Raw genomic sequence first — 14,675 nt, 5'->3', positions numbered from 1 at the left:
TTCAACTTAATCTCCTTGTATCACCCTAGGCCAAGGCATGCCAGCATGATGACTGGACAGACCACGTTTTCTGGTAACGACGCGACGAATTGATAACCCTGCTTAATTCACGTATGTTCGCCGCCTGTTTGGTACCTTCATCAGGGCGACTGGCGACCTCTTTCATGGAAAAACGAACGGCAGGCTATACCTCGACAGGCATTGGTAAAATAGCACCACTTGCAGCGCTATTGACTGAGTTTGACAAAGTAATACCTATCAGGCCGTTTAGCCCCACCCCATCGACAGTCATTGGCTGGGGGCTCAAGCCTTCGACTCGACGGTCAAAACGTTATGCCGAACGTAAAGGTCTGCCCCACATTACCCTGGAAGACGGCTTTTTGCGCTCTCTTGGCCTCGGTGTAGAAGGCTATCAGCCACATAGCATGATCGTGGATTACACCGGCATCTACTACGATGCTTCACGTCCTAGCGACTTGGAAACGATCCTCAATAAGGCAACCTTCAGTAGCGATGATATTGCCCGCGCCGAGCGCTGCATGGCCTTGCTGAAACAGTATCGTCTCTCCAAGTACAACCACGCTCCCGATGTACCGTTAAGCAACACGCAGGCCACAGTACTGGTCGTCGACCAAACTGCTGGCGATGCTTCGATTACCTATGGTGGCGCCACCGCTGACAGCTTTCAAACTATGCTGCGGGAAGCATTGCGCAACCATCCCGATGAGGAAATCCTGGTCAAGGTCCACCCCGATGTCATTGCTGGCAAGAAAAAAGGCCATCTGACCCAGGCAGTCGACCATCCCCGCTGCCGTATTGTTAGTGAAGACATTAATCCTTGGGCACTGTTCGACCAGGTCAAGAGCGTTTATGTCGTCACCAGCCAACTCGGCTTTGAAGCCCTCATGGCAGGCAAACAGGTGCATTGCTTTGGGCTGCCCTTCTACGCAGGATGGGGGCTGACCCAGGACAAGCTGGCCTGCCCGCGCCGTACGCGCACCCGCTCCTTGCCGGAAGTCTTTGCGGCGGCGTATTTGCGCTACGCACGCTACGCCAACCCCTACACCTGTCAGCCCGCCACGCTGGAAGAAACCATTACCCTGCTGGCCGACCAGCGTCGCCAGCAGGAACGCCTGCGCGGGCCATGGGTAGCCTGCGGTTTCTCCGCCTGGAAACGCGGTTTCATCGGCTGTTTTCTCGGCCCCTGCGCCAACATTCACTACCAGGAAACGCTGCCCAGCACTATCGAAGGCACGCCATCGGCACCCCGCATACTGGCCTGGTCCAGCGCCCTCACGCCAGAGTTCAAGGCACGTAATGCCCACGCTCTGCATAAAGTATGGCGCATCGAAGATGGCTTCATTCGCTCGGTAGGGCTTGGGGCAGACCTGACCACGCCGCTCTCCCTGGCCATCGACCGCCAAGGCATCTATTACGACCCCACCCAGCCCAGCGAGCTGGAAACGCTTCTGGAAACCCACGCCTTCGATGCGCCGCTGGTCGAACGCGCCGCAGCGCTGCGTGAACGCCTGGTGGCCCTCAAGCTCTCCAAATACAACGTCTATGGTCAGGCCAAAATAGACCTGCCCAGTGGCAAGCACGTCATCCTGGTGCCCGGCCAGGTGGAAAGCGACGCCTCGATCGCCACCGGTTCTCCCCAGGTCAGTACCAATAGCGCCCTGCTGCGTGCCGTGCGCCAAGGCCACCCGGACGCCTTCATCATCTACAAGGCTCACCCAGACGTTACCAGTGGCGCGCGGGTCGGCAAACTCGATAGCGACGCCAAACAGTTGTATGATCTCGACGGCAGCCACATGGAGATCACCGCCCTGCTGGAGCGGGTCGATGCCGTGCACACCATGAGTTCACTGACCGGCTTCGAGGCGCTGTTGAGACATCGTCAGGTACACACCTATGGCCTGCCCTTTTATGCCGGTTGGGGGCTGACCCGCGATGCCATGCACTGCCCTAGACGCACACGCAAGCTGACCCTGGATGAGCTGGTGGCAGGCACCCTGCTGGTATACCCCGGCTATGTCGACCCAAACACGGGTCAGCTATGCAACGCTGAAACCGTCGTCGCGCTACTGGAGCAGGCCAGGACGCGTCAGCATCACTCACAAAAACATTTGCTTACATGGAAGCAGCGGCTCTATCGCAGCTATCGTAACGTATTCATTGGAAGACATTGAGTTGAAGCAGAAGCGCGCATTTTTATTCCTGCAGGGCGTATGCTCGCCCTTTTATCAGCGTCTGGCTCGGCGTTTGACCGATGACGGCCACCGAGTGGTAAAAATCAATTTCAATGCAGGGGATCTCCTTTACTGGCGGGGCACCCACAGCAAAAGCCACCTGTTTCGCGGCCCGCTCAGCGAGCTGCCCGATTACATCACAGCGCTGTGGCAACGCTACGAGATCACCGATCAGGTCATGTTCGGCGACCGGCGCCCCATACACCGCCCAGCCATCGAACAGGCCGCCCTGGCGGGAGTGCGCACCCACGTCTTCGAAGAAGGCTACTTTCGCCCCTTCTGGGTAACACTTGAGCGAGATGGCGTTAACGGACACTCTCTTCTTCCGCGAGACCCCGCCTGGTTTTACGAAGCGGGCAAGGCATTACCTGCGTTGCCAAAACCGGTGCGCTTTCGCTCATCCTTCAAAATTCGCGCTCTGCACGATGTGGCTTACCATGCCGCCGGGTTAGCCAACCCCCTGGTAGCGCACCGGTATGAAAACCACTCCCCCATCAAAGCGCCCATCGAGTATGCAGGCTACATAAAGCGTTTCGCACAGTTGAAAAAATGGAAAAAGCGCGACGCCCAGCGCATCAAAACGCTCATCGACAGCGGCCAACCCTATTTCATGCTGCCGCTACAGCTCAACACCGACGCGCAGATCATCCATCATTCTCCTTACGAGAACATGGAAGAGGTCATGGATCATGTGATGGGCTCCTTTGCCGCACATGCCCCACAAGAGGCTCTGCTATGTATCAAGAACCACCCGCTGGACATGGGCCTGGTCGACTACCCGGCCATCATCCAGCGGCTGGAAAATTTCTACGACCTGAAGGGGCGTATCGTCTACCTGGAGTCGGGCGATCTCAACCAACTGCTCAAATATGCAGCAGGCACGGTGACGGTCAATAGCACCGTGGGCATCGTCTCCCTGGAGCATCAGTGCCCCACTTTTGCACTGAGCAAGCCCATCTACCATATGGCGGGCCTGACCTACCAGGGCAGCCTGGAGGAGTTCTGGCACCAGCCACCGCCGCCCAGCGCCCAGCTGTTCGACTATTTCCGTAACACCGTTATGTATGCCACCCAGCTCAACGGGGGGTTTTACTGCCAGCCCAGCATCGACCTGGCGGTCAATAACGCGGCCCAGGTACTCGAAGCCTGCCCCTCCCCGCTGGAGAGACTGCTGTGAGCACCTCACCCCAAACAGGCCACCGCTGCGTGCTGATCACCGGCGCCACCGGAGCCATCGGCAGCGCCCTGGCCAACGAATATGCCAACCACGACACCCACCTGATCCTCCACGGCCGCAATCTCGCCGCCCTGGAACAGGTAGCCGAAAATTGCCGCGCCCAAGGCGCCCGGGTCACGCTGTCGAGCATCGACCTCGGTGATGAGACCGCGCTGGCCAACTGGCTGGCCGAGCTATGCGCTCGCCACCTCCCGGACATCGTGATCGCCAATGCGGGCAAGAACACCCACCCCCAGCAGATGGGCGAGCTGGAAGCCTGGCCAGACGTGCAGGCGCTGCTGGACATCAACCTGACCACGCCCATCGCCATGACCCACCATCTGGTACCGGCCATGCGCGCACGGGGCAGCGGCCAACTGGTGTTCATCAGCTCCCTGGCCGCCTGGCATGGGCTACCCAGCACGCCCACCTACAGCGCCAGCAAAGCGGCCATCAAAGCCTACGGGGAAGGCCTGCGCGGGCTGCTCGCCCCGGCCGGTATCGGCGTCACCGTGGTCATGCCCGGCTATGTCACCTCGCCCATGTGCAACGCCATGCCAGGCCCCAAACCCTGGGAGTGGCCCCCGGAACGTGCGGCCCGCGTCATTGCCCGCGGCATCGCTGCCAATCGGCCACGGGTCAGCTTTCCGTTTCCGCTCAATTTCGGCACCTGGTGGCTGGCCGTTCTGCCCGCTGCGGTGTCCCAATGGCTGATCAAGCGGCTAGGATTCGATCACCTGGAGGGCCGCTCATGATGCTCTTCTCCGGTACCGCGCTCACCGCCATGGCGCCCGCACTGGTCACCGGGCTACTCGGTAGCCTGCTGATTGAAGCGCTGCTACGCCCCCAGCCACGCCCCTTCTGGCAACGCCGCCTGGCAGCCAATGCCGTGCACCTGGGCAGCTGGCTGCTGCTGTTTGGCGTGTTCACACTGCTGCTACAGCGCCCCTGGTTTGCCGTCGTGTTCATCCTCTCGCTGCAGCTGGTGGTGGTGCAGTCGAGCAACACCAAATCAGCCACGCTCAACGAGCCCTTCATCTGCCACGATTTCGAATACTTCTGGGATGCCATCCTGCACCCCAGGCTCTACGTGCCCTTCTTCGGCATCGGGCTCGCCATCGCCGCCAGCAGCGCCGGGGCAGTGGCCATCGGCAGCTTCTTCTATTTCGAGCCCTCCCTGGTAAGCCACTGGGGCCTCCTGCCTTGGCTCTTCAGTTGCCTACTGCTGATACTGGCGGGTGCACTGCTGCTGGCGACCAGCCTGAAACGCTTGCCCCCGCCCACGCTAGCGCCCAAACACGACCTGCATGAAGCGGGGCTATACACCAGCCTGTGGAGCTACGGCGTCGCACTCATGCGCTCACCCGCGCCCGCCCCGGAAAACTCACCGTTCCAGCCCTTTAGCCAGCCCCTACACCGAACAGAACCCTCCGCAGCCACGCTTCCAGGCCAAACATTGCCCAACGTGGTGCTGGTGCAAAGTGAGTCTTTTTTCGACCCCCGCCCCTGGTGCAAGGACGTAGCACCGGGGCTACTTGACCAATTCGATGCCACCGCCGCCGAAGCCCTCGAACAGGGCGAACTGCACGTACCCGCCTGGGGAGCCAACACCGTGCGCACCGAATGCGCCGTGCTGACCGGACTACCCCCCAGTGACTGGGGGCCGCGTCAATTCAACCCCTACCGCACCCTGTCACGCCACCCTCTCGCCAGCGTGGCCAGTGCATTCAAGGCCCAGGGGTACCGCACCGTATGTATTCACCCGTACCCGGCCACGTTCTATCTGCGCGACAAGGTCATCCCGCTGTTGGGCTTCGACACGTTTCTGGATCTCAGCGCATTCGAAGCCCAGGATAAACACGGCCAATACATCGGCGACCAGGCGGTAGCACGAAAAGTTGGACGCCTGCTGAAAGATAACGATAATAGGCCGCTATTCGTGTTCGTGATCACCATGGAAAATCACGGCCCGCTGCACCTGGAAGCCCCCGAGCAGCAGCACCTCACCAGGACGCTGCCCAACGCCCCGTGGCCTCTGCCAAACCACTTGCGGGATTTGGCGGTCTATCTCTACCACCTTGGCGAGGCAGACAAAATGCTGGGTAGCATCAAAGCGGCATTAGGCGCAGCCCCCCGTGAGGGGCTATTGGGTTGGTATGGCGACCATGTGCCGATATTGCCCAAGGCTTACGGGCACTACAGCCCCCCTTCGGGCAGCACCCCATACATGATATGGTCAACGCAACGGCAACCGTTGGCCCCATCGCCTGCCGAGCACAGGCCGCAGGGAATAGCAGCAAACGAACTTGGCGTCCGGCTATTTAAACAAGTGTTTGGACGCGATATAAGTAGCGATGTGATCAAGGCAGAACCAGAACCTCAGGAGCAAGAATGACTAAACGCGTGGCCATTATTGGTGCCGCCCATCGTTTCCCCGGCACCACCCCTGAAACGTTCTGGCAGGATCTGCAAGCCGAAAAAGACCTCGTCACCCAGGTAGCGCCCGATCGCTGGAGCCACGAGGCGTTCTGGCACCCCGATAATCGCCATCCCGGTACCAGCGTGACGTTTGCCGCCGGTAGCCTGGGCGATATCAGCGGGTTCGACGCAGCGTTTTTCGGTATTTCCCCCAGGGAAGCCGCCAACATGGACCCGCAGCAGCGCATGCTGCTGGAACTGGCCTGGGAAACCATGGAAAGCGCCGGCATCGTGCCCAGCACGCTGCGCGGCAGCCAGTGCGGCGTCTTCGTGGGCGTTGCCAGCCTGGATTACTCCTACCGGCTTGCCGACGACATGTCTGCCATCGATACCTCCACGGCCACCGGCAACACGTCCAGCATTGCCTCCAACCGGCTCTCCTATATTTTTGATTTGCACGGCCCCAGCATGTCGCTGGATACCGCCTGCTCGTCCTCCATGGTGGCGTTCCACCAGGCCTGCCAATCCATTCGCAGCGGTGAAACTTCCATGGCGCTGGCAGGGGGCATCAGCCTGCACCTGCACCCCTACGGCTTCATTATTTTCTCCAAGGCCAGCATGCTGTCGCCCACCGGGCGCTGCCAGGTCTTCGACGAAGCCGGCAATGGCTACGTGCGCTCTGAAGGCGCAGGCCTGTTTCTGCTCAAGGATTACGACCTGGCCGTTGCCGATGGCAACAACATCCTGGCGGTGGTCGCAGGCTCGGCAGTCAACACCGATGGGCACAAAACGGGGCTCACCGTGCCCAACCCCAGCGCCCAGATTGCCCTGATGCGCAGCGCCTACGAACAGGCAGGCATCTCCCCCGACGAAATCGACTACCTGGAAGCCCATGGCACCGGCACCGCCGTGGGCGACCCCATCGAAACACGCGCCATCGGTGAAGCCCTTGGTCAGCATCGCAAAACGCCGCTACTCATCGGCTCGGTGAAGAGTAACGTCGGCCACCTGGAAACCGCCTCCGGCGTGGCGGGCCTGGCCAAAGCGCTGTACAGCCTGCAGCACCGCGAAGTGCCTGCCACCATCGGCATTCGCAAGCTGAACCCGCGCATCAAGTTCGATGAATGGAACCTGCGGGTCGTCACCAAGGCCCAGCCCCTCAAGCCCGAGGGCAAGCTGGTCATTGGCGTCAACTCCTTCGGGTTTGGCGGCGCCAACGCCCACGTCATTCTGGAAAGTGCCCCGGAAACACCCACGCCTGAGCGTCAGGTGCCGGATGCCCCGCTGCCCATTCGGATCAGTGCACGCAGTGAAGCCGCCCTGGCCGCCAGTGCTCAGGCGTTGGCCACCCACCTGCAGACTACCGAGCAGCCGTTTTACGACACTGCTCATACCCTGTTTCACCACCGTGAGCAGCACAGCCACGGAGCGCTCTGTTTTGCCAGCAGCGCCTCAGAAGCCGCTGCCGCGCTGGGCCAGTTCGCTGAAGGCGATACCAGCCAACTCATCACACTGGAGCGCTTGAGCAACGCCCAGGGGCCGGTATTCGTCTACGACGGCAACGGCTGCCAGTGGGCCACCATGGGCCATGACCTGCTCGACACCGCCCCGGCCTTTAGTGACGCCATCGACCGCGTCGATGCCCTGTTCCAGCGCCACGGCCATTTTTCACTGCGTGCAGAGCTGGCGGGCCTCAACCAGCAAGCGGGCGAAGAAGAGCGGTTCGTCAGTACTGAAATTGCCCAGCCTGCGCTGTTTGCCCTACAAGTGGCACTCACCGAGTGGCTCAAGGAGCAAGGCATTACCCCCGCTGCCGTGTTTGGCCATAGCGTGGGTGAAGTGGCCGCCGCCTGGGCCTCAGGCGCCTTGAGCCTGGAAGACGCGGTGAAGGTGATCTACTACCGCAGCGACTTCCAGGGCAAGACCCGTGGCCTGGGCGAAATGACCGCTGTGGCCATGAGCGCCGACGACATCGCCCCCTGGCTGGCCAAGCCCGAGTTCGACCGGGTCAGCCTGGCCGGCATCAATAGCCCCAAAGGCATTACCCTGGCAGGCGACAAGGACCAGCTCAGCAAACTGGAAGGCGCCCTCAGCGCCGAGGAAGTGTTTGCCAAGCGCCTGCCGCTGGATTACGCCTTCCACAGCCCCGCCATGGACAGCATTCAGGAAGGCGTGGTGGAAGCGCTGGCCGATATTCAGCCACAGCCCACCCGCATTCCGTATGTATCCACCGTGACAGGGGCCGTGGCGGCAGGTGACACGCTGGACGCCCACTACTGGTGGCTGAACATTCGCGAGCCGGTACGGTTCGACGACGCCGCCACGCACCTGATACAGCAGGGTTATAACGTCTTTGTCGAGGTCGGCGCGCACCCCATTTTGCGCCGCTACCTCAACGAGTCGCTGCGCCAGCAAGCGCAAAGCGGTTTGGTGCTGGGCACTCTCGAACGCCACAAACCCGGTCTCGATGGCCTACAGCGTACGCTGAGCCAACTGCTGCTCAGCGGGCTTACCCTACCCAGCGGACACTACTTCCCCGTGGAAGGTCAGCGCGTGCTGCTGCCTCGTTACCCGTGGCAACGTACCCAACTCTGGGTGCAAGGCACCCGGGATGGCCAGGGCCTACTGTCGCGCTACTACCAGCACCCACTTCTGGGCTACCCGCTAGCCCAGCAAGAGCACACCTGGGAAAGCCAGCTGGACACCAAGCGCCAGCCCTGGCTGGCCGACCACGTGGTGGGTGAAGGGGCTGTCTTCCCTGGCGCAGGTTTCATCGAGCTGGCCCTGGCCGCGGCCATGCAGCAAAAGGATACCCCGCTGCTGGATATCGAAGAGCTGGAAATCCGCGCGCCGCTGCTACTGGATGGCCCCAACGGGCGCTCCATGCGCCTGACGCTGGACCCCAACGACGGCCGTCTGGAAATTCACTCCCGAGAACCCGTCACGGGCAGTGAATGGCAGCTCAATGCCGTGGCGCGCCGCATGCGCGAAAGCCGTGGTTTCCTGCTCAATCGTCAAGCCCCGGCGCTACCCAGCCGCGATGCCGACTACGCGCTGGAACAGCACTTGGCAATGGCCGAACGTATCGGCTTGCACTACGGCCCCGCTTTCCAGGCCATTACCCGTGGCTGGATCGAGGGCGACAGCGTCATTGGCGAGATTCACCTTTCGGAAGCCGTCACCGCCCAGCTCGACACGCTGCACGTGCATCCCGGCATTCTCGATAGCGCCTTCCAGCTGTTCATTCCGCTGCTCGCTCAGCAGGCAGAGCTTGCCTCGCAGCTTGCGTTCGTCCCCGTGCGCGTAGGCCGTATTCAGGTCAATGCCGAAGCAGGCACTCCCGTGCTGGCCCGTGCCGTCATGGGCAAACGGGCGCCGCACTCCTTCACCGCCGACTTCGAGCTTTACGATGCCGAAGGCCGTGCCGTGGCGGTACTCAGCCAGACCCGCTTCAAGGCCATTCGCCTGAATCGCGCACACCACCAGCACTTCAGCTACCTGGATATCGAACTCACGCCTGCGCCGCTGCGCGCCGCAGCGCTCCCTTTGCCCAGCGATGCCCTGCCGCGCCTGATGGGGCTAGGCGAGGCCTTCAGCGCCAGCACCGGCCAGCGTTACGGCCAGGAAGTCGCGCCGCTGCTGGACAGCCTCAGCGAAGCCTTCGCCCAACAGGGCACTCCCGCCGCTGCCGACAGCGACGAATCAGCGCCCCTGCCCCCGGAAACCATCTGGCAGCTGCTGGTCCAGGACTACCCGGACTACTTCGCCCCCATTCATCTGGTGGGCAGGCTTGGTCTGCACAAGGAAGCCCTGGCGCGTGGCACCGACACCCTGGAAAGCCTGGGCGTCACCCACGAACACCTGGCAGGCATCAACCGTGTCCTGATTGGCGAAAGCGGCTGGCAAGTGCTGGCCAGCGAGCTGGGCAGCCTGATGGAAGCAGCCCTGACCGCCCTGCCCGAAGGCCAGCGGCTGGCCCTGCTGGAAGCAGGCCCCTGCGCCCCAGCGCTGGGCCAACGCCTGCTGGAACGCCTTGCCCATCACTCGCCCAGGGTCACCGACAGCTACCGCTACCGTGCGCTGACCACCAGCGACACCGCGCGCCATCAAGCGGAACAGCTCCAGGAACGCTACCCGCTGATCGACGTTCAGCCGTTGGAAGAGACCCTGCCCACGCTGGCAGAAGCACAAAAAGCCCAGTTGGCCTTCATCAGCGCCGACGTCACCCAGCCTGAACGCACTCGCCAGCTCATCGAGGCACTGCCTTCGCAGTTGGCACCGGGCGCACAGCTCATTGTGGTCGGCATTCATCCCAGCCGCTGGCTGGACGACCTGCTGGCCACCCCCGGCATTGGCCAGGCCGCGCTGGAACAAGCCACCCTCATCGAGTGGCTCTCCGCCCAAGGGCTCAGCGTGACCGCGCCCATCGAGCTGGAAGAGAACGGCGCCTACCTGCTGCATGCGCAAGCGCCCAGCGAACAGCCGGGCAGCGCCGCGCAAGCGCCCCAGGCACACACTCTGGTCATTGCCGACGACACCCAGCAAGCCTTGGCCAACGGGCTGGCGGCAGCGCTGGACAACGTCACCCTACTCAGCGATGGCGAGCCTGCGGCCCTGCTGGCCGAGCAGTTGCGCCAGCTCGAAACGCCCCCCGCCGCGCTGAACGTACTGGACCTGCGTGGCCTGGGCCAAGATACCACCGCCGCACAGACCCAGCGCTGCCACCTTGCTCAGCAGTGGTCGCTGGCCCTCGAACACAGCGGCCTGGAAGCCCAAGGCAGCCGTGTCACGCTGTGGCTGCTCACCCAGGGTTACCAGCACGGCGACGACGCCGCACTCTGGGGCTTTGGCCGCTCGCTGGCCAACGAAGCCGTTGGCCACAGCGTCACCCAGCTGGAACTGCCCGAGCAGCCCAGCACCAAGGCCCTGGCCTGTATCGCCGATTCCGTGACCCACCCGGATACGGAAAACGAGCTGGTCATTACCCAGGCAGGCACCCGCTACGCCACCCGCCTGCGTACCCTGCCCGCCCCGCACCCGCACAAGGCCAGCCAGGCAGCGCCGCGCCAAGCCATGACGCTGGGCTTTACACTGCCCGGCCAGTTGCGCCAGCTACAGTGGCGGCCACGCCAGCTCCCCGAGCTGGGTGCCGACGAGGTGGAAGTGCGCGTCAAGGCCACCGGCCTGAACTTCCGCGACGTCATGTACACCCTGGGGCTGCTCTCCGATGAAGCCATCGAAAACGGCTTTGCCGGCCCCACGCTGGGCCTGGAGTTCTCCGGGGAAATCGTGGCCGTCGGCAGCAACGTCAACCATCTTAGTCCCGGCCAGGGCGTGGTGGGCTTCGGCCCTGCCAGCTTCAGCGACCGCCTGGTCGCCAGCCAGCACGCCGTGGCCCCGCTGCCCGAAGGCGTCAGCTACGCCGCAGCCGCCACCATTCCGACCACCTTCTTCACGGTCTACTACGCGCTGAAGCACCTGGCACGCCTGCAGCCCGGTGAAAAGGTGCTGATCCATGGTGCCGCCGGGGGCGTGGGTATTGCCGCGCTGCAAATTGCCCAGTGGATGGGCGCCGACATCTACGCCACCGTGGGCTCGGAAGAGAAACGCGACTTCCTGCGCCTGATGGGCGAAGCGCGTCTCTATGACTCCCGCTCGCTCACCTTCGCCGAAGAAATCCTCGAAGACACCCAGGGCGAGGGCGTCGATATCGTGCTCAACTCCCTGGCAGGTGAAGCGATCAACCAGAACCTGCGCGCACTGCGCCCGTTCGGCCGTTTCCTGGAGCTGGGCAAGCGCGACTTCTACGAGAACACCCACATTGGCCTGCGCCCGTTCCGCAACAACCTCAGCTACTTCGGCATCGACTCCGACCAGCTGATGAAAGTGCAGCCCGCGCTCACCCAAACCCTGTTCAGTGAAATGATGGCGCTGTTCAACGACGGCACCCTCAGCCCGCTGCCGTTCACTGCCTTCAGCCACAGCCAGGTCATCGATGCCTTCCGCTACATGCAGCAGGCTCGCCAGATCGGCAAGGTCGTGGTCACCTATGAACAGCCCATCGCCGCACCGCGTCAGGAGCAGCTGGGCAGCGGCAGCCTCACCCTGCCCGCCAATGCCAGCTACCTGGTCACGGGTGGCCTGGGCGGCTTTGGCCTCAAGACGGCTCAGTGGCTGGTCAGCAAAGGCGCACGGGAACTGATCCTGCTCAGCCGCAGCGGTCCTGCCAGTGAAGAAGCCCAGGCCGCCATCCGTGAATTCGACGCCCAGGGCATCAAGGTCATGGCCGCCGCCTGCGACATCACCGACCGCAACGCCCTGGCCAACGTGCTGGAACGCGCCAGGGCCGAGCTCAGCCCGCTGCACGGCATCGTCCACGCCGCCACGGTGATCGACGACGGCCTGATCCGCAACCTGGACGCCGAACGCATCCACAAGGTGCTGGCCCCGAAAATCGACGGCGCACGCCACCTGGAAGCACTCACTCAGGAAGCTCCGCTGGACTTCTTCGTGGTCTACTCGTCGGCCACCACGCTGTTCGGCAACCCTGGCCAGGGCAACTACGTGGCTGCCAACCACTGGCTCGAAGCCTTCGCGGCCCGCCGCCGCGCTCAGGGCCTTCCGGCCACCTGCGTACGCTGGGGTGCCATCGAAGACGTCGGCTTCCTGGCCCGCAACACCCGCACCCGCGACGCCCTCCAAGAGCGTTTGGGAGGCTCGGCGCTGCGTTCCGACGACGCCCTGAAGGTGCTGGAACAGATGCTGCTGACCCCCGGGCCAAGCCTGGGCGTGCTGGAGCTGGAATGGGGCGCACTGGCGCGCTTTTTGCCCACCTCCGGCACCCCGCGTTTCGACGAAATTGCCCGCGCCAGCGATGACGACGGCAGCCTCGACCAGGACGACGACATCAGCGCCCTGCTGGCCGACCTCTCGCCGGAAGAGCTGCACAGCACCATCACCGAGCTGCTGCGCGCAGAGCTGGCCAGCATTCTGCTCATCGACGAAGAGAAGATCGACGTCAACCGCTCGGTGTACGACATGGGCTTCGACTCGCTGATGGGCGTGGAACTGATGACCGCCATCGAGAACCGCTTGGGCGTTCAAGTGCCGGTCATGGTCCTCAGCGAAGCCTCCACTCTCGACAAGCTGGCCGGCGTGCTGATCCAGAAACTCCAACAGCATGACGAGGATGTTGAAGAGTCGCCGCAAGATGCGTTAGCCTCTCTGGCCGCTCGCCACGGCGCGGACGGCATTACCAGTGAGCCCGCATCCTCCCCAGCGACAGAGACACCATGACCGCCAAGCGTTCAGAACTAAAACGCCAGCTACTGGAACAGGCGCGCAAGCGCCCTACCGCAAGAGCCAGCCAGCCCACTGCCCCTGCCACCAGCGCAGGGGCAACCCGTTCCGTGCCCGAACGCTTCACCCGCTTCGATGCCCACCCAGGCTATCAACAGCTCTCGATGATGCGTCAGGGCGCGCAACAGCTGGGCTTGCAGGTGCCGTTCTTCAAGGTGCACGACGGCCTGGCCGGGGCCACCAGCGTCATGCAAGGTCGCACCTGCATCAACTTCGCCAGCTACAACTACCTGGGCTACTCCGGCGACCCGCGGGTCATCCAGGCCGCCTGCGAGGCCGCCCAGCACTACGGCACCTCGGTATCTGCCAGCCGCGTGGTCTCGGGCGAGCGCCCCATTCACGGCGAGCTGGAACAGGCCATCGCCAAGGCGTATGCCGTGGAAGATGCCGTGGCCTTCGTCAGCGGTCACGCCACCAACGTCTCCACGCTAGGCTACCTGCTGGGTCCCAAGGATCTGATCCTCCACGACGAGTACATCCACAACAGCTCGTTGGTCGGTGCCCAGCTCTCCGGGGCCAAGCGCATGTCGTTCAGCCACAACGACCCCGACGCCCTGGACGCGCTGCTCACCCAGCACCGCCACCAGTTCGAACGCGTGCTGGTGGTGATCGAAGGGCTCTACAGCATGGACGGCGACATCCCCGACCTGCCTCGCTTCATCGCCATCAAACAGCGCCACCAGGCCTGGCTGATGGTCGACGAAGCCCACTCCTTCGGCGTCATGGGCGAAACAGGCCTGGGCCTGCGGGAACACTTTGCCATCGACCCCACCCAGGTAGACATCTGGATGGGCACCATGAGCAAAACCCTCTCCGGCTGCGGCGGCTACATTGCCGGTAACAAGGCCCTGGTCGAAACCCTGCGCTACTTCGCGCCCGGCTTCCTCTACAGCGTCGGCATGCCCGCCCAGGTCGCCGCCCCCTCGCTCAAGGTGCTGGAACTCATGCCCCAGGAGCCCGAGCGGGTCGCCCAGCTACAGGCCATCTCCCGTTACTTCCTCGAACAGGCGCAAGCACGCGGCATGGACACCGGCCACAGCATCGGCTCCGCCGTCGTCCCCGTCATCGTCGGCAGCTCACCGCTGGCCGCCAGGCTCTCCAACGCCCTGCTCGAAAAAGACATCAACGTCCAGCCGATCCTCTACCCCGCCGTCCCCGAAAAAAGCGCCCGCCTGCGCTTCTTCCTCTCCTGCGAGCACACCCAAGCCCACATCGACGAAACGTTGGATGTACTGGAGAAGCTATTGGCCGAGGGAAAGTGAGGAGTGAATGGTGAATGGTGAATGGTGAATGGTGAATGGTGAATGGTGAATGGTGAATGGTGAATGGTGAATGGTGAATGGCCCACAATGCATGGCGAAAGGCAAACCGTAGCGCGGCGTAACGACTGAGCGAGAGCAACGAGCGAAGGAGGCACCCGCGAAGGCGGC

General features: G+C 63.0%; 6 protein-coding genes. All 6 read left to right on the top strand.

Annotated features, from left to right (window positions below; all coding sequences use genetic code 11):
- The first annotated feature begins 164 nt into the window (after positions 1-164).
- From KVY02_RS06135 to KVY02_RS06110, 6 genes are read left to right on the top strand one after another with little or no spacing between them, the layout of a single operon-like run.
- Positions 165-2,192: a capsular polysaccharide biosynthesis protein gene (locus KVY02_RS06135; RefSeq protein WP_218314787.1), complete on the top strand. Its 2,028-nt coding sequence runs from the start codon at positions 165-167 to the stop codon at positions 2,190-2,192.
- Position 2,193: 1 nt separating this feature from the next.
- Positions 2,194-3,429, top strand: a complete 1,236-nt coding sequence (locus KVY02_RS06130) for a capsule biosynthesis protein (protein ID WP_218314786.1) — start codon at positions 2,194-2,196, stop codon at positions 3,427-3,429.
- Positions 3,426-4,223 carry an SDR family NAD(P)-dependent oxidoreductase gene (locus KVY02_RS06125; RefSeq protein ID WP_218314785.1) on the top strand — a complete coding sequence of 266 codons (798 nt, stop codon included), beginning with the start codon at positions 3,426-3,428 and terminating at the stop codon, positions 4,221-4,223. Before KVY02_RS06130 ends, KVY02_RS06125 begins: the two co-directional genes overlap by 4 nt.
- A complete protein-coding gene (locus KVY02_RS06120; RefSeq protein ID WP_218314784.1) occupies positions 4,220-5,863 on the top strand; it encodes an LTA synthase family protein in 1,644 nt (547 codons plus the stop codon). The genes KVY02_RS06125 and KVY02_RS06120 overlap by 4 nt, the downstream gene beginning before the upstream one ends.
- On the top strand, positions 5,860-13,182 hold the full coding sequence (locus KVY02_RS06115; protein WP_218314783.1) for a type I polyketide synthase: 7,323 nt from the start codon (positions 5,860-5,862) through the stop codon (positions 13,180-13,182). The genes KVY02_RS06120 and KVY02_RS06115 overlap by 4 nt, the downstream gene beginning before the upstream one ends.
- A complete protein-coding gene (locus tag KVY02_RS06110; RefSeq protein ID WP_218314782.1) occupies positions 13,179-14,507 on the top strand; it encodes an aminotransferase class I/II-fold pyridoxal phosphate-dependent enzyme in 1,329 nt (442 codons plus the stop codon). Before KVY02_RS06115 ends, KVY02_RS06110 begins: the two co-directional genes overlap by 4 nt.
- Positions 14,508-14,675: the final 168 nt, after the last annotated feature.

The organism is Halomonas sp. 18071143, from assembly GCF_019211725.1.
GTDB lineage: Bacteria > Pseudomonadota > Gammaproteobacteria > Pseudomonadales > Halomonadaceae > Vreelandella > Vreelandella stevensii.
The sequence above is the reverse complement of the archived record's forward strand: the minus strand, read 5'-3'. Positions and strand labels throughout refer to the sequence as shown.

Excerpts from the sequence above, each read along its gene's own strand:
- KVY02_RS06110 (WP_218314782.1), top strand. The coding sequence starts at position 13,179 with ATGACCGCCAAGCGTTCAGAACTAAAACGCCAGCTACTGGAACAGGCG.
- KVY02_RS06120 (WP_218314784.1), top strand. The coding sequence starts at position 4,220 with ATGATGCTCTTCTCCGGTACCGCGCTCACCGCCATGGCGCCCGCACTG.
- KVY02_RS06135 (WP_218314787.1), top strand. The coding sequence starts at position 165 with ATGGAAAAACGAACGGCAGGCTATACCTCGACAGGCATTGGTAAAATA.
- KVY02_RS06115 (WP_218314783.1), top strand. The coding sequence starts at position 5,860 with ATGACTAAACGCGTGGCCATTATTGGTGCCGCCCATCGTTTCCCCGGC.